The organism is Halorhabdus sp. BNX81 (assembly GCF_029229925.1).
In the GTDB taxonomy this organism is placed as follows: domain Archaea; phylum Halobacteriota; class Halobacteria; order Halobacteriales; family Haloarculaceae; genus Halorhabdus.
The window spans coordinates 2,370,858-2,386,375 of record NZ_CP107254.1 but is presented as its reverse complement, the minus strand read 5'-3'; the positions used below and the strand labels follow the sequence as shown (position 1 = coordinate 2,386,375).

Genomic DNA, 15,518 nt, shown 5'->3' with positions numbered 1-15,518 from the left:
TTCGGAGACGCGCTCACAACTATCTTTCCAGTCCCGAACGCTCTCAGTCCGAAACCGATCCGCCGCCCTCCCGATCGTCTGTCTCAGCCCGGCGATACGCCATATATACGCTATCTGATCTGATTCGACCATATCCGGCATTCCGTTGCGGCAAGTGAAAACAATCAAAACGAGTATAGGTATTTCGTATCGATGGCCTATATCCGCCAATAACCGTTCAAGAGACGAAATTTGAATATCAAGTATCCTTCTAAAATCCGCTACAGAGAACGTTCATATCCGTCCCACGCATTACTCGGAAATGCGTAACATGAGCGACTACGAGCTACCGCCGCTACCGTACGACTACGACGCACTGGAACCGCACATCTCCGAGCAGGTACTGCGCTGGCATCACGACACCCACCATCAGGGCTACGTCAACGGCTGGAACGCCGCCGAGGAGACCCTCGCGGCGAACCGCGAGGCCGGTGAGTTCGACTCCTCGGCCGGCGCGATCCGCAACGTCACGCACAACGGCTCCGGCCACGTCCTGCACGACCTCTTCTGGCAGTCGATGAGCCCGGAGGGTGGCGACGAACCCGCGGGCGACCTCCGCGAGCGAATCGAGGAGGACTTCGGCTCCTATGACGCCTGGAAGGGCGAGTTCGAGGCCGCCGCCAGCGGGGCCGGCGGCTGGGCGCTTTTGGTCTACGATTCGTTCAGCAACCAGCTTCGCAATGTCGTCGTCGACAAACACGACCAGGGCGCGCTCTGGGGCAGCCACCCCGTCCTGGCGCTGGACGTCTGGGAGCACTCCTACTACCACGACTACGGGCCCGCCCGCGGCGAGTTTGTCGAGAACTTCTTCGAGGTCGTCGACTGGGAGGAACCCGCCGCGCGCTTCGAGCAGGCCGTCGAACTGTTCGAGTAGATACGCGACGTCGTCTCGAACACACTGCAGTGGGCATTTTTTCGCGAAAGACAGGATGCAACGCCGCGGCCGTGACTCACCCGACTACGGCGACGGTCGAGATAGTCGTGGCTCGCGGTGGGCTGGCGTCGTTCGCTTTCGAAAAGTGGCTTCGCTGGGTAGTCAGGCGTTGTCCGCCGCCGCCGGAATCGTGCCCCACTCGCCGCGGTGATACGTGAGCGGGTCGGCCTCGGGGTTCAACAACTCGGCCGCTTCGACCTTCCCGACGTAGACCGTGTGATCGCCCGCCTCGAAGCTATCGTACACCGAACAGTCGACGAACGCGAGGTCGTCGTCGAAGACGGGTGCACCCGTGGCCGGCGCGTCGGTCGCTTCGGCGAGGGGATCGCCATCGTCGGTCATCCCCGCGAAGAATTCGCCGACCTCGCGTTGGTCGCGGGCGAGGATGTTGACGGCGAACCCGTCGTCGTCCCCGTCGGCGAGTCGCCGGTGGGCGTCGGTGTCGTGGTCGAGCGAGATCAACACGAGCGGCGGGTCCATCGACAGACTGGCGAAGGCGCTGACGGTGATGCCGTGGGGCGGGTCGCCCGGCAGCGTCACGACGGTCACGCCGGTCGCGAACTGCCCGAGGACGGCCCGGAACTGCTCGGCGTCGACCATCGTTACCGAGTACTCCGTCCGCTCGCCTGGGTCGTCGATGCCATCCGTCCAGTCAGTGACTGCGTCATATCCACGACTACGGACTCGACCGGTATGAGCCCTTCCTCCACCCAACTACAGTTTATTTTTTGATACTTTGTTGAGCCGGCTTACTCCGGGAGGCGTTCGACGACTGCAGTGTCGATCACGGAGACGGTTTCGTCGAGCAGGACGCGGAGTTCGTCGCCTGCACAGGGGAGAGTCAGCCGGACACGGAGCGGCTCGTCGTCGACGATCTCCGTTCGCTTGTCACTGACGCACCAGTCGAAGTGCCAGAACGGCGTCGCGTTCAGATCGACCCCGCGCTCGGAGAAAAACACCAGGACGTCGGCGACATCGAGCAGCGTGATACCGACGGTTGACTCCAGGCGGTACCCGCAGCGTTGACAGACGTGTTCGACGGCGACCTCCAGGTCGTCCTCGTCAGGGTCGGCCACGAGATCCGACTCGATCGAGCCGGTACATTCCGGACAGACGCCGTCGGCGGCCAGACAGTAGTGGTGACGGACGTAGTGCTGGAAAGCTTCCAGGACGTCTTCGGTCGTGCGGTCGTCGAGGCCGCCGGCGGGGAACGGGTAGCTGACCTGGATCGTCCCACAGTCGATACAGCCGATGGTGAGTTCGTCGTCGACGTACCACCCGTGCAGAGATCTATCACAGGCATAACAGGACCCATCGACGGGGAAAAAGCCGAGCTGGGCGCGCTCGGTCAGCGTCCCGGTGAAGATCGAACTCACGACCTTCCGGCCGGGATACCGGAACACGTAGCCGTCCTCGCGCTGGGCGACGAAATGACCCGTCAACTTCTCGAGGTGGTAGCTGAAGTTGGCGCTGTCGGCGATGTCGACCTGCTCGAAGATGGCCGTGAAGCTGACCGGCTGCTCGTCCGCGTCCAGTTCCAGCATGGCCCGGAGGATGGCCACCCGCGTGTCGTTGCCCAGAATGGAAAAGACCTCCGCCGGCGGGATCCGCGACTCGGTCCGGGCCGGTCCCGGACCGGTCTCGGTCCCTGCCCCCGATTCGTTGCCGGACTCTTTGGTCCGGTCGAACTGACTCATACTGGCGAAACGGCGACCCGACGGGAAAACGCACGGGTGCTGTCAGACCTTACCGGGTTCGGCGATGCCGGCAGTCGATCCAGCGGAGCGATCCGGTAAGCGTCTGTCACTCTTCGACTGTCGTGTCGATGTCCACGCCCTCGGCGACGAGGTCGAGTGCGCTCGCCGGCCAGCCGTCGTCGACGAGCGTGATCGCGGCGTCACTCGTCTCGGCGAGACGATTCACGCCACGAGCAGCGGCCCGGTAGGCCCGGCCGTCGAGTCGCTCGGGCAGCTCCGCCGTGAGTGGATAGGTCTGATCGAGGCCACGCGGGACCGGCCCGAAGGGAGGCTCGACCGCCCAGACGTCGGCGTCCGATCCAGCGTGAGCGTCGGGATCGGCCGCGAGCACGAGGTCCGCGGGCGGTGACAGCCGCGCGAGTCGATCGTGATGTCGCCGGACCTCCGGGCGGTCGGCGCTCTCCCCCGAAAGGTAGAAGAAGGCGTCCTTCGAGGCGGGGTCGGTGCGTTCGAGCTGTTCGGCGTGGTCGAGCAGCGCCCGGTAGCCGTCGAGCATTGTCGGGTGGGCGCGAGCGCGGGTCTCGACAAGTTCCAGCAGATTCCCCTGCCGGATCGCCCCCTTGATACGGCGCATTTCGCCGAAGGAGACGTGGAGGTTGTGCTCGGCCAGCAGTTTGGTGCGCTCGTGAGTCGGCCGGTCGCGCAGCTCCGCGGGAGTTCGGGTCGAGCAGACGGGGCATTCACACGGGAAGTGTTCGAGTTCGTCGAGGTGTTCGGTCCCGCGGACGGTCAGATATCGGCCGTCGCGGGCGTACAGGGCGTAGGCGGCAGAGTCGAACAGATCACAGCCGGCCGCGACGGCGAGGGCGAACATCATGGGATGGCCCGCGCCGAAGAGGTGGACCGGGGCGTCCTCGCCCAGGCCGCGCTTGGCCCCGGCAACGGCGTCGACTATCTCGGCGTACCGGTAATCGTTCAACAGCGGGACGACCGCGCCGATCGGAAAGACATCGAGCCCCGTCGCGTACGCGTCCCGAGCGGCCTGCTCCCGAAGATCGGGGTAGGTCGCCCCCTGGACTGGCGCGTTGAGCAGCATCTCCCCGGCGTCGAAGTCGGCGGCCGTTTCGAGTCGAGCCTGTGTCGTCTCCATCTCCCGGCCGACCTGCTCGCGGTCGGCGTCGGGCGGTGTCGGGATGTCCACCGGCGTCGCGATGTCCGATCCGATCTCACGCTGGAATTCGAGGATCTCAGTCGTATTGACGTCGATCTCGCCGTACTCGGCCAGCTGAAACGATCCCGAGTCGGTCATGATCGCGCCGTCGAAATCCAGCAGGTCGTGCAATCCATCGTCGAGCGCCGGCTCTCGGACCTCGTCGCTCCCGTAGATCACGTAGCTGTTCGTGATCAGGATCTCGGCTCCGAACTCCGCCAGCCGTCCGGGATCGATCGTCTCGTGGTGGGGGTTGATGACCGGCAGCAGTGCGGGCGTCTCGACGGTGACGTCCGCCCGCGGGACGGTCAACTCGCCGAGCCGCCCCATGGCGTCGTACGCCTGGAGTTCGAAGTGATCGCGCATAGCCGTCCTGGGTGATCGGCGGGCCTAAGAATTCCGTTTGGTGATCACAGCGACCGACTGGCGGACAACTCGTCGGCACCACGGTCCTTGATCCCCCGTACTGCTGGCTCGGAAGCTCTGGTCGTCGGTTTATATCCCATAGCGACCAACGGCCGAGTATGCGTTCGAAAAAGAAACTCGCTGTCGGTGCTGTACTGTTTGCAACCATCGCCGTCGTCGCCGCCAAACTACGTGGCGGCGAATCGACTCCCGAGGAACCTGGCCCTGAGTAAGGTCCGACGCCGTTCGATTCAGCGCGCTTATCCGAGTCTTCACGACGGACAGTCAGTGAAGTGTGCCTTCCCGGACGTGGTCGTCGTAGGCGAACAGCGCGTAGCCGACGTCTGCCGGTGAATACCCTGTCTCGTCGGCGATTTCGCGGATCGGTTCGATCATCGTCACGTAGTCGGCGGCGTCGAAGTTCTCCTTGCGCCCGTCGAGATACTCCAGCCGTTCTAGGGCGGCCCAGACGCGGGTGTCCACCACGGCGTGGCGCTCGGGATCCAGCGCCGTCAAAACCGCCGAGGCGACGGGGGCTTTGAATCCCGAGAGGCCGGAGAGCAGCTGCACCTTCGAGAAATCGCCTTCGACTGTTCGGACGTTTCGCGTCACTTCGATACAGCGCGCTTCGGGGTTGGACTCGACGTGATAGGCGCTCCGGGTCGCGGTCTCGTAGGCCAGTTCGTACAGCTGGTCGCGCGTCAGGTATCCCTGCTCGCGATACTGTTCACCGAAGTCCTCCAGCCGCTCGGGCAGGACACCCTGGGTGTCTCCGTACCGATCGAGGTTCTCGGCGACGAATTGTTCCATGAGATATCCTCGTGTTCTGAGACACAAATATTCTCACCCCGAAGACAGACGGATCCCGGTGACTCGCCGCCGACTGCCGTCACTCCGGCAAGAACGCTACCGTCTCCTCGATGACGCGTGTATAGTTACGCAAAAACGAGTGATCCTCGTCGGGGAGGACCACGAGTTCGCCGTCTGGCAATCCTTCGGCGATCCGCTCGGCACTGTCGACGGGGATGCCGTCGTCGTCACCCTGGAGGATCCGAGTCAGAACGTCGACGCCGAATTCGCCGGGAGTCACGGCTGGCAGGTGATCCCAGGCGTCTTCGGGGACGTTCTCGGCGTTTTCGGCCAGGACTGCGGGAGCCCACAGTACCAGCCGATCGACGCCGTCCGGCAGGTGCTCTAGAGCCACTCGGCCGCCGAAACTCTTGGCGACGACCGTGATCGTCGAACAGCCCCGCGAACGAAGGAACTCGACGCCGGCCGCCAGTTCCGCCCGGAAGTCTTCGTCGGTTTTAGCCTCCAGGTCGTTGGGGGATATCCACGTCTCGAATCGGGCAACGTAGTGTCCGTCCTCGGCTGCTCTCCGGGCAAAACGGAGGAACACGTCGCCGAACGGCCCGTGTCCCGCGCCGGGAACGATCAGTATCCCGCGATCTGAAGGCTCCTCGGGCGTGTTCAGTCGTCCGGGATACGTGCTGTCGCCGACTGCCAGCGTGACGTCCTGGGACATCTCTCGATATCGACCGGGACTTCGGGGGACAAAAACGTTCGCCCGGACGACACCTTCACACGCTGCCGCCGTGGCCCGACGCCCGGTGTTCGCTGATCAGCGTGTCGACCATCTCCGCGGTCCGGGCCTTCTTGCGCTCGCTCGCGTACTCTTTCCACTCTTCGATGGCTTCCTCGACCTCACGTTCGCGGGCGACGGCGAGTTCGTCGACCTCCTGGACGGTGACGTTCTCGGCCGGCGCGACCGGGACGTCCTCCTCGAAGAGCACTTCGTCGGAGACGTCCGAGAGACCACCCGTTCGGAGGACGAGCCGTGGGTCGAGATCAGCCAGTCGCTCGGCCGTCGAGCGGCCCGCACCCGTCGCGTCACGGAAGAGGATGATGTCGCCTTCCGCGAGTCCGAACCGGTCGTCGGCGTCCTCGATCGCCGCGGTCGTGAACTTCTCGACGACCTTCACGGGGACGAGCCCCTCCTTGGTCTCCTCGACCTCGGCGAAATTGGAGTGGTCGAGCTTCCAGAGCGCTTTCAGCCGTTCGAGCTTGCCCTCCAGGTCCTCGACTCGCTCACGCTCGCTCTGTAGTTCGCGTTCGAGGCGGTCGTTCTCGCGTTCGAGGCGGGTCACTTCCCGCCGTTTGCGGGTCTCCGCTCGCTGCTCGCTGCGGGCCGATTCGAGTTTGTCCCGGAGGTCGCTGATCGTCCCGTCTTTCGTTTCGATCGTCTCGTTGAGATCCGCGACGTGGGACTCGAGTCGGTCGACCCGGTCCTGGAGGCGCTTGATCTGCTTCTCCTCGGCGGTGAGTTCGCGTGGGGTGTGTTCGGTCGGCTCCGGGGGTTCGCCGTCGTCGTCCGCGAGGTCGTCCAGGACGCTCTCGACGGACTCCTCGCCGGCGACAACGCGGGCCAGGACGGGACCGACCTCCTCGCGCGGCGGGACCTTGGCGGCAACGCGCTCGAACTGGTCTTCGTGATCGTCGAAGGCCTCGAGGGCGGCCGCCAGGGCGTCGCGTTCGTGGTCGTTGTCGTAGGCTTCCTCGCGCGTCCGGTGGAGTTTTTCGTCGACGGGCAGGTCGCTGTCGGGTGTCCAGCTGGCCGCGTCGAAACTCCGGCGGAGTTTCTCGACGGTTTCGGGCATCGGCGTGACGTCCGCGGCGACGACGATCGGCCGCCCGCGTTCGATGATCCACTCGATGACTGCGGCGGTGTCCGCAGTCCGGGTCGAGTGGACCTCAAGGACCTCGCCGTCGAGTCCGACGACGGCGACGGCGGTGGTCGTCCCCGGGTCGACGCCGACGACGACGTGATCGCGCCGGTGGGCCAGCGGCTCGAACTCGATGCCCTCTAAGCGCTCGCGCTCGATCTCGATCCTGGTGTCGCCCGACCGTTCCCGCGAGACGGGGATGTCTTCCGGTGGGGCCTCGACCTCGAAGATCGCGTTCGAGAAGCCGCCGTACTTCTCGGTTACATTGCGGTCGTATTCGAGATTCGCGGCCTCGAGTTCGCGTTCGACCTCGCGGGCGAGCTTCTTGACCGAACCGTGAATCCGTCGGGTGAAGCGGTCCTCGCTCCAGCCCCCACCGCCGCCGGTCGAGCGGCCGCGGGAGACCTTCACCTCGGTCGTTTCGGAGAACGCCGACACCGCGTAACCGACGTTGCCCGCCGCGAGTCGGGCCGCGGCCTCGGCCTCTTTCATCGGGTCTTTGCCGTAGGGGACGCCGTGGCGGGAGGCGACCCTGGAGAGCGGTTCGGGCTGCTCGTCGCCGGTCACCTGGACGAGCCGGGTTCCGTCGGGCAATTCCCGGAGGAAGTGGACGAGGGCGTCCTTGTCCGCGGCGAGTTCGTACATGTTGTCCGTGGCGACGATGGCGGGCTCTTCGTCCTCGATGAGTCGCCGCAGTTTCCGGCGGCTCACCACGTCCCGGTCGATGCTCTCGCCGTCGAAGATGACCAGCGCGTAGGAGGGCGCATCCCCCCGCACGTCCCCGCTCTGGACGTCCACGCCGAAGATCACGTCGTCCAGGGCAGCCGTCCGTTGCACGGTGGTACCTAGGTGTCTCAGCAGTATAAACCCATGACGCCGCGGGCGCTAAAATTCCTCATGATGCCGATTGTCGGGAACGAGGCACGTTGATTTCGCACGATCTGCAACAGTCAGTCCTCTCATGGGGGACACAGGGCGCGACTCGGGCAGGCTGAGTCAAATATACAGAGACGGTTTTCACCCACGGAGCGTATTCCATTCGCGGTGAGAGGTGACCGGGCCGTCGCTCAGAGCCATTCCTCGCCGACGTACTCGAGGCCCTGCAACGCTTCCTGTGGGTAGTTCCGAGAAACAGTGTGGATGATGTCCGAGACCTGCTCGACGGACAGCGCCGCGTCGTCGAAATACAACACCGCCCGATACTGGCCTTCGTCCACCTCGAGGACGAAGTCGTCGTCGTACGTCACGATCACGCGATCGGTGTCGAGTGAATACCGCGCGATCGGCTGGTCGGCAGTCCCCTTCCCGAGCTCGGGTACAAAATCGACGTGCTCGACGTCGTGGCCGTAGTTCCCGAGCCGATGGGCCACCTCGTGCTCGACGTTCTCGTCGAGGATGAGCCGATACGCCATCGGTCAGCTGTCGGGTGGCGTGAGCGACGACCGCTCTCTGGCCTCGGCGGCGGCTCGGTCGTGGCGTTTCTCGACCCGTCGCATCTCCTCGGGATTGGCGTGATAATACGCGAGTGCCTCGTAGACGTCTGCGATGTCCAGGTTGTACCGCTCGGCGACTCGTTCGGGGGCGAGTCCGCGCTGTTCGACGCGTGCGTGCACATCTCGGACCGTGACGCGGCTCCCCTCGATGTGGGGCTCCCCGTGAATCTCCGAGTCCTCCGCGGAGACGATTCGATACTGCTGGGTCGCCATTACAGAGGTATAGGCGCTCCTGGGTCTTGAAACCTCGCCGAAGTGAGACGGTAGTGTTCAGATAAGGATCTGCCGAGAGTGAGACAACTCTGAAAGCCCTCGCCAGTTTCGGTCCCGCGACTCGCTGCGCGCTTCGGGCGCTTCGCGCCCTGCAGTGCTTACTTCGTCGGGGTTCTCGAAACTGGCTCGCCCTTTCATTCCACCAGGATTTGGCTGATTAGCAGAGAAAACAGGCTTCTTACTCGGTGCTTATCTGAACACCGCCAGTGAGACGGTAGTGCTTCGTTTAGCGCTCGGCTGCCTCGTGGAGCGTCGTCACTTCGATCCCGCGCTCGCGGGCGGCCTCGACGGTCCAGATCACGCGCTCTTCGGGAACCGACTCCCAGTCGCTGTGGCCCGCGAGAATCCCCACGCCACCCTGCTCGGCGAGCGTATCGAGGTACGCCGCGAGTTCCGGCCGGGTCTGATGGCTCGTCTGGAGGTAGTACCGTCGCCAGTTCGTCGGAAGCGTCCCTGCTGGGTTCGGCAGCGACCTGACTCCGGCGTTCGCGATGGTGTCGTATTCCTCGCTCGCGACGTCCCAAGCTCGCGGGTCAGTGGCGTCATACGGGAAGACAAAGCCCGTCGGATCGAAGCCCAGGTCGTCGAACTCCTCGCGGACGCCGACGATCTCGTCCTCGATGGTCGCCATCGTCGGGCGGACGACCGCTTCGCCGGCGGTGTAATCGCCCGAAATCGCCGTCTCGAATTCCATGATCGGTTCGTCGTCGGTGCCCAATTTCTCGGCAAGGGTCAGCGTTTCGGCGTCTTCGCCGTTGGTGATCTCGTAGGTGTCGCCGACGTAGACGCCGTGGTCGTCATCGGGGAAGACGTGGTTGTCCAGGGTAACTCGACGGTCGCCAGCCGACGCGTCCGCCGTTACCCGATGGGTTCCCAGGTAGCGGTGACGGCGGCCGTGTGAGAGGACTTCGTGTCCCTCGGCGGCGAGCGTCGCGAGTTCGTCGGCTGTGATGTGGTCCTCGCCGCCGAGCCACCCGGGGACGATCGCCAGCGTCATGGGGGCGTCGAGGTCCGCGAGTGCCGGTCGAAGCATGTCGAAGTCGCTGCGATACCCGTCGTCGAAGACGAGCGCGAGGCGCGGATCAGTCATTGGTCTCCCTCCAGCGATGTGACGAACTCGAGGGTGTAGCCGTCGGGGTCTTCGACGAAGGCGGCGTAGGCGTCGGCCGGTTCGACGACGTGTGGGCCGTCGATGACCGAGCCGCCAGCGTCGCGGCTCCGCTCGACAGCCGCCTCGACAGCAGCTTCGTCCTCGACACCCAGCGCAACGTGGTCGGTGTCGGCCCGCGTCGGTGCGATCGGCGTCGTTCGGTCGGGATCGTGACGCAACTGGAGTTCGCCACCGTCACCGCTGACGTAGACGTTCTCGACGCCGTCTGCGGTGAACGACCACGCCCGCTCGAAGCCCAATGCCTCGTAGAAGTCGAGGGATCGGTCGAGGTCGGTCACCCATATCGCGACGTGTGAAAGCTCCATGCCGTTTCATTCCACGCCGGCACAGATGACAGTAACGGGTGTCGGTTCGCGTCGGGGGGCTGGCAACTTGCCGTCGGCGTCCCGAGCGTGATGTCGAGGGGTGCTATTCGCCGTCGGCGATCGGCAGGTTGACCGTGACAACCGTCCCACGGGACTCCCGGTCGTCGATCGCGATCGTCCCGCCGTAGCGATCGACGAGCATGCCGACGATGTACAACCCGAGCCCTGACTCGCCTGCTGGATCCGGACTGGTGTCGACGGCCTGGAGGCGCTCACGCTCCTGGGTGGGGATGCCCGGGCCGTCGTCGGCCACCGAGACGGCGACCGTTTCGGCGTCGCGTTCGACCGACAGTTCGACGGACGGACTGTCCCGGTCGTTGTGTTCGACTGCGTTCGAGAGCAGATTGTGAAAGAGCGTCGAGAGGAGTTCGTCGGCGTGGATCGCGACGTCCGGAACCTCGCCCGCAAGGGTGACTGTCGCTTCCCGGTAGACTTCCCGGGTGTTTTCGATCTGGGTGTCAAGCACGCGCTTGAGGGAGATTCGGCGGCGTTCGGAAGGTTCGTTCTCGTCGAGCGACGCCACGAACGCCCGAACCTGTTCGGTCAACTGGATGGCCTCTTCCGTGGTTCGCTGTACCCGATCGAGATGCTCACGGCCATCGGGATCGACGTACGCTTCGAGGTGGCTGCTCATGCCGCTGATGATCTGGAGGTCGTTGCCGATGTCGTGGCGGACGATCCGGTTGAGGAGCGCGAGCTTCTGGCGTTCGTCGGCGAGCCGCTCGTGTTCGCGTTCGAGTTCGCGTCGGCGACGCTGACTCCGGGCGTCGTAGTGACCGACGAGCAGGCCACCGACGCCGCCGATAGAGGCGATCCCGCTGAGCACGATCGCCGCGTCGGCCACACCGAGGCCCGCCGCCATCTGATAGCCGACGAGGCCGAGTGCCGTGAACGCACCGAAGGCAGTCCCCAGGAACCACCATACCATGACCGCAGCAGCCAGCGATCCGTCGAGGTCGCTCCCCCCGAGCCAGTAGCCACTGGCGAGAACGACAAGACCGAACACGGCCGGGACGAGCACACCCGCGACCGGACCGGAAACACCGCCGGGCGTGGCGAACAGACGGACCAGCGGGACGAGAATGCCCGCCAGTCCTGCCGCCGCGATAACGCCACCACAGGCGAGGCGAACGCCCCACGGCGAGATCGAACCGAGCGCCCTCGCGACGGCGGCGTCGGCCCGCTGTTTTGCCATTGCCCTAGTCTGTGGATACGGTGGTGTAATTGTTCTGTGATCCGTGAGACCGTGTGAACATCTTACTCCCCGTCTCGGACATTGTCCGGGATGTCACTCGTCTCGTGTGTCATCCGGGTACGGGACATCGACCGCCTGGCCGTCACTTGCGACGAAGGCGGCGTCGCCGAACGCCTCGCGGGCCTCCGCTTCGAGTCGGTCGGCCTGTCCGGCGTATCGCGTCGAGATGTGCGTCAGCGCGAGGCGCTTCGCGCCGGCTTCGGCTGCCAGCGATCCGGCTTCCCGCGCCGTCGAGTGGCCGGTCCCCCGGGCGCGCTCGGCCCGGTCGTCGGCGAAGGTCGCGTCGTGGATCAACAGGTCGGCGTCCTCGCTGGCTCGGCGGACCGCCTCGACGGGGCGAGTATCGCCGCTGTAGACGACCGTCCGACCCGGCCGCGGCGGGCCGACGACCTCCTCGGGCTGGATCGTTCGCCCGTCGTGTTCGACTGGCTCCCCCGCGTGGAGTTTCGAGTACTTCGGTCCGGGCTCGATCCCGAGTTCGTTCTCGGCCCTTTCCCGGTCGAAACGTCCCGTCCGGTCGTCTTCGACCAGTGCGAAGCCGAGCGACTGGGTCCGGTGTTCGGTCTCGATCGTGCGGACCTCGTAGCCCTCGGCGTCGAGCACCACGTCACCCGGGCCGTTCTGGGTAATTCGGAGGGGATAGGACGGCCGATCGCCGGTCGCCGAGAGAAGCTCCTCCAGCCGAGACCGGGTCCCGTGTGGCGCGTGGATCGCCAGCGGGTCCTCGCGGTCGTTGAAGTCCATCGTCTGCAACAAGCCGGGGATGCCCAGCACGTGATCGCCGTGCATGTGCGAGACGAAGATGTGCGCAACGTCGAAGCCCGTCCCGAAATGCATCATCTGGCGTTGGGTCCCCTCGCCGCAGTCAAAGAGCAGTCGCTCGCCCTCCCGGCGGACCATCACTCCCGAAGGGTTGCGTTCGGTCGTCGGCACCGCGCCGCTCGTCCCGAGAAACGTCACGCGCATTGTCTTCCGGTCGCCGGGCGAGGGATAAACGCCCTTCGGAACGACCCGGTCGGCCGGTCGGAAACTGTCGACCTGTGGAGTTTCCCCGGTCGGCCGGGCAAGATTTGACGCGCCCGCGCAGTTTCAACTATTCCCGGTTCGTCCCGATTCAGTGTGCGAATGTGTGCTGTAACGACGTCTCAGTTGGACGAACCGAACGGAACGAGAACCGAACTGGACGAGGGGTTTGCATGAGGGGGACGGCGGACAGCACGACCGACGGATCGGACCGGACGAACGACCGCCCGATCGCGACGGCCCAGGGGGCGATCGAGGTGCTTCGAGCCACGTCGGCCGATGTCGACGAGCAACTCTCCTCGATCGACGAGAGCGCCGCCACACAGGCCGAGGAGGCGGCGAGCACTGTCGAGGCGGTCTCGGAGCTGAGTGCGACCATCGAGGAAGTCGCGGCGACCGCAGACGAGGTTGCCCGACAGAGTTCCGACGCTCGTGAGCGTGCCGCTGAGGGACACGACGCTGCCACGGAAGCGATGGCTGTCGTGCGGAGCGTCCGGGAGACCAGCTCGGACCTGGCCGCGAAGGTGCGCCGGCTCGAGGATCGCATCGCGGCCATCGAGGAGGCAGTCGCCGGCATCGACGACGTCGCCGAGCAGACGAACATGCTGGCGCTGAACGCCTCGATCGAGGCCGCACGCGCCGACGACGACTCGGCGGACGGGTTCGCCGTCGTCGCCGAGGAGATCAAGGGCCTGGCCGCGGAATCACGCGAGCAGGCCGACGCCATCGAAACGAGCCTGACCGAAGTGCGAACTGCGACGGACGAGACCGTCGACGCCCTGGAAACGACTGTCGAGGAGATCGAGACCGGGGTCTCGTCGGTTCGGACCGCCGTCGAGCGCTTCGAGGCTGTCTCGGATTCCGTCGACCGGACCGCCCAGGATGTCCAGTCCGTTTCGACGGCGACTGACGATCTGGCCGCCTCCAGCGAACAGATCGCCACGACGGCCGAAGACGTCGCCGACCGTGCACAGTCGATCCGGGGCAATATTTCTTCGATCCGGGAGAGCCGGGCCGAACAGACGACGATGCTCGGGGAAGTCGGCGATGCGCTTTCGGGCGTCACGACCGACCGGGACCACGCGCGTATCTCGACGGGGCTCGACGGACTCGACGATCTCACTGGCGGGCTGATCGAGGGCGGGCAGGTCGTCCTCCAGTATTCGGATGTGGCGATCGCCGACCTGATCGCGGGGCTCGTCGCCGGGGCGATCGCCACCGGCAACGCCGTCTCGGTGACGCCGCCGCCCGGGCTCGATCGTGAGACGCTCGATGGTGCGCTCGCCCATCGGGACGTCTCCCTTTCGGCGACATTGGCGAACGATCGGCTGTTCGTTCTCGATGCGTTCGACACCTGGCAGTCCGACACGAACGTCTTCGATCTTGGGGCCCGGTCGCTCGGCGCGGTCAACCGCGAGACCGACCGGCGGCGCGAGCAGCCACTGCTGATCGTCGGTAACATCGCCGGCGAGATCGCGACACTGGGCGAGGAGGCCGCCCGCGCGGCCCGCTTCGAGAACGACGAGGGGATCTTCGAGGCCACCGACACGGTCCTCAACGTCGTCGATCGCGGGGCTGTGGCGGCGTCGGTCGCCTCGTTTTACGTCGGGGCCGCCGATCAGGCGTTCACCCTCGACGTGTCCGGCGATCGTCGCGTCCTGACCGTCGACACCGATCCCACCGCCGACACGCCGGTTCGGGGCGCGCTCCGGACCGGTGATCGCCCGGGATCGGTCGCGGTCGTGCCCCGAACGAATGATACGACGCCCCCGAGCGCATGACCGACGCGCCCGATCGATACGGGCTCCTGTTCGAACTCACGGAGGACGCCGTCGCCGAGATCGAGATGGTCGAGAACGTCCCCGTCGTCCGGACGGTCAATCCCGGATTCGTCGAAACCTTCGGGTACGACCGCGCGACGATCGTCGGCGAGTCGCTCAACGACTTCATCGTTCCAACCCACCGAACGGGCGAGGCCGCGACCTTCGATCAGCGGACTGCCGATGGCGAGGCCAACTGGGCGACGGTCACCCGCCAGACCGCCGACGGCTTGCGGGAGTTTCGGTACCGCGGCGTCCCCTTCGAGCACGAGGGGGGCAGTCACGGCTTGGCGATTTACACCGATATCACCGACCGAAACCGCCAGCAGCGCCATCACGAGGTCCTCCATCGGGTCCTCCGACACAACCTCCGGAACGATCTCTCACAGATCCTGCTGTCGACGGATGCGCTTCTCGATGTGATCGAGGACGACGATCTGCGAGCCCACCTCACGCGCATCCGGGCCGCCGCCGACGATCTGGAGGAGTTGAGCGCGGCGGCGGGACGCGTCAGGGACATCCTCGGCGACGGGTCGCCCGACCGATCCACAGTCGACCTGGCGAGCACACTCCGGAACGTCGTCGATCGACACGCCGTGTCAGCGGAGGCGGTTGCCTTCGAGACGGATCTCCCCGAGACACTCCCCGTCACTGGCGATCGCCGTCTCTTCGAGGCGCTCGACGCGCTCGTCGAAAACGCTGTCGAGCATGGCTCGACAAGCCCTCCGTCGCAGGCTCCGGAGGACGCCGTGGAACACGGTTCCACGACCCCTGACTCGCAGGCTCGTCAGGATGCCGTTGAGCACAATCCCACACCGCCGACTGTCACGCGCCCACGGTCCGAATCACGCTCGACCATCCGGATCGCGGCCCACGATGACGGCGAGCAGGCCGTTGCGACGATCACCGACGACGGCCCGGGGATCCCGGAGTTCGCCCGGGCGGCGGTCTTCGACGATCGGCCCATCTCCCAGCTTTCACACAGCAGCGGACTGGGGCTGTGGCTGGCGAAATGGCTGGTCGAAAGCTACGGCGGCGAACTCGGCTACGAACGACGGGGTGATCGAACCACAGTGTCGGTCATCCTCCCCGATGCCGAGTGACGTGATT

Annotated in this window: 15 protein-coding genes; 3 read left to right on the top strand and 12 right to left on the bottom strand. The window is 65.5% G+C overall.

The genetic code is table 11. The features are described from left to right. Positions 1 to 310: 310 nt before the first annotated feature. Positions 311 to 913, top strand: coding sequence for a superoxide dismutase (gene sod / locus HBNXHr_RS12030; protein ID WP_275883721.1), 603 nt, complete (start codon positions 311 to 313; stop codon positions 911 to 913). Between the two features lie 162 nt (positions 914 to 1,075). Here sod and HBNXHr_RS12025 read toward each other — a convergent pair whose 3' ends face one another. The 12 genes from HBNXHr_RS12025 to rnz form a co-directional block, all read right to left on the bottom strand. Beyond that, the gene (locus HBNXHr_RS12025) at positions 1,076 to 1,573 is read right to left on the bottom strand and encodes a flavin reductase family protein (protein WP_275882318.1); all 498 of its coding nucleotides are present in this window, start codon (positions 1,571 to 1,573) and stop codon (positions 1,076 to 1,078) included. Positions 1,574 to 1,722: 149 nt separating this feature from the next. After that, positions 1,723 to 2,670, bottom strand: coding sequence for a helix-turn-helix domain-containing protein (locus HBNXHr_RS12020; RefSeq protein ID WP_275882317.1), 948 nt, complete (start codon positions 2,668 to 2,670; stop codon positions 1,723 to 1,725). Between the two features lie 106 nt (positions 2,671 to 2,776). Beyond that, positions 2,777 to 4,246, bottom strand: a complete 1,470-nt coding sequence (gene tgtA, locus HBNXHr_RS12015) for a tRNA guanosine(15) transglycosylase TgtA (protein ID WP_275882316.1) — start codon at positions 4,244 to 4,246, stop codon at positions 2,777 to 2,779. 324 nt (positions 4,247 to 4,570) lie between these two features. Further along, positions 4,571 to 5,095, bottom strand: a complete 525-nt coding sequence (locus HBNXHr_RS12010) for a hypothetical protein (RefSeq protein ID WP_275882315.1) — start codon at positions 5,093 to 5,095, stop codon at positions 4,571 to 4,573. A 79-nt stretch (positions 5,096 to 5,174) separates the two neighbouring features. Beyond that, positions 5,175 to 5,810, bottom strand: coding sequence for an alpha/beta hydrolase (locus tag HBNXHr_RS12005; protein WP_275882314.1), 636 nt, complete (start codon positions 5,808 to 5,810; stop codon positions 5,175 to 5,177). A 55-nt stretch (positions 5,811 to 5,865) separates the two neighbouring features. Continuing rightward, complete coding sequence (locus HBNXHr_RS12000) at positions 5,866 to 7,845, bottom strand: DUF460 domain-containing protein (protein ID WP_275882313.1); 1,980 nt, start codon at positions 7,843 to 7,845, stop codon at positions 5,866 to 5,868. A 230-nt stretch (positions 7,846 to 8,075) separates the two neighbouring features. After that, positions 8,076 to 8,420 (bottom strand): DUF5615 family PIN-like protein, encoded by a 345-nt coding sequence (locus HBNXHr_RS11995; protein ID WP_275882312.1) that lies wholly within the window; start codon positions 8,418 to 8,420, stop codon positions 8,076 to 8,078. 3 nt (positions 8,421 to 8,423) lie between these two features. Continuing rightward, positions 8,424 to 8,714 (bottom strand): DUF433 domain-containing protein, encoded by a 291-nt coding sequence (locus HBNXHr_RS11990; protein ID WP_275882311.1) that lies wholly within the window; start codon positions 8,712 to 8,714, stop codon positions 8,424 to 8,426. Between the two features lie 286 nt (positions 8,715 to 9,000). Then, positions 9,001 to 9,864: a polysaccharide deacetylase family protein gene (locus tag HBNXHr_RS11985; protein ID WP_275882310.1), complete on the bottom strand. Its 864-nt coding sequence runs from the start codon at positions 9,862 to 9,864 to the stop codon at positions 9,001 to 9,003. Beyond that, positions 9,861 to 10,250 carry a VOC family protein gene (locus tag HBNXHr_RS11980; RefSeq protein ID WP_275882309.1) on the bottom strand — a complete coding sequence of 130 codons (390 nt, stop codon included), beginning with the start codon at positions 10,248 to 10,250 and terminating at the stop codon, positions 9,861 to 9,863. Before HBNXHr_RS11980 ends, HBNXHr_RS11985 begins: the two co-directional genes overlap by 4 nt. Before the next feature lie 103 nt (positions 10,251 to 10,353). Continuing rightward, complete coding sequence (locus tag HBNXHr_RS11975; RefSeq protein WP_275882308.1) at positions 10,354 to 11,505, bottom strand: HAMP domain-containing sensor histidine kinase; 1,152 nt, start codon at positions 11,503 to 11,505, stop codon at positions 10,354 to 10,356. Between the two features lie 93 nt (positions 11,506 to 11,598). Beyond that, positions 11,599 to 12,531: a ribonuclease Z gene (gene rnz / locus HBNXHr_RS11970; protein WP_275882307.1), complete on the bottom strand. Its 933-nt coding sequence runs from the start codon at positions 12,529 to 12,531 to the stop codon at positions 11,599 to 11,601. Positions 12,532 to 12,761: 230 nt separating this feature from the next. Here rnz and HBNXHr_RS11965 point away from each other — a divergent pair, with 230 nt between their 5' ends. Together HBNXHr_RS11965 and HBNXHr_RS11960 are read left to right on the top strand one after the other, a co-directional pair. Beyond that, positions 12,762 to 14,369 (top strand): methyl-accepting chemotaxis protein, encoded by a 1,608-nt coding sequence (locus tag HBNXHr_RS11965; RefSeq protein WP_275882306.1) that lies wholly within the window; start codon positions 12,762 to 12,764, stop codon positions 14,367 to 14,369. Continuing rightward, positions 14,366 to 15,511 (top strand): PAS domain-containing sensor histidine kinase, encoded by a 1,146-nt coding sequence (locus HBNXHr_RS11960; RefSeq protein WP_275882305.1) that lies wholly within the window; start codon positions 14,366 to 14,368, stop codon positions 15,509 to 15,511. Before HBNXHr_RS11965 ends, HBNXHr_RS11960 begins: the two co-directional genes overlap by 4 nt. Positions 15,512 to 15,518 lie beyond the last annotated feature (7 nt).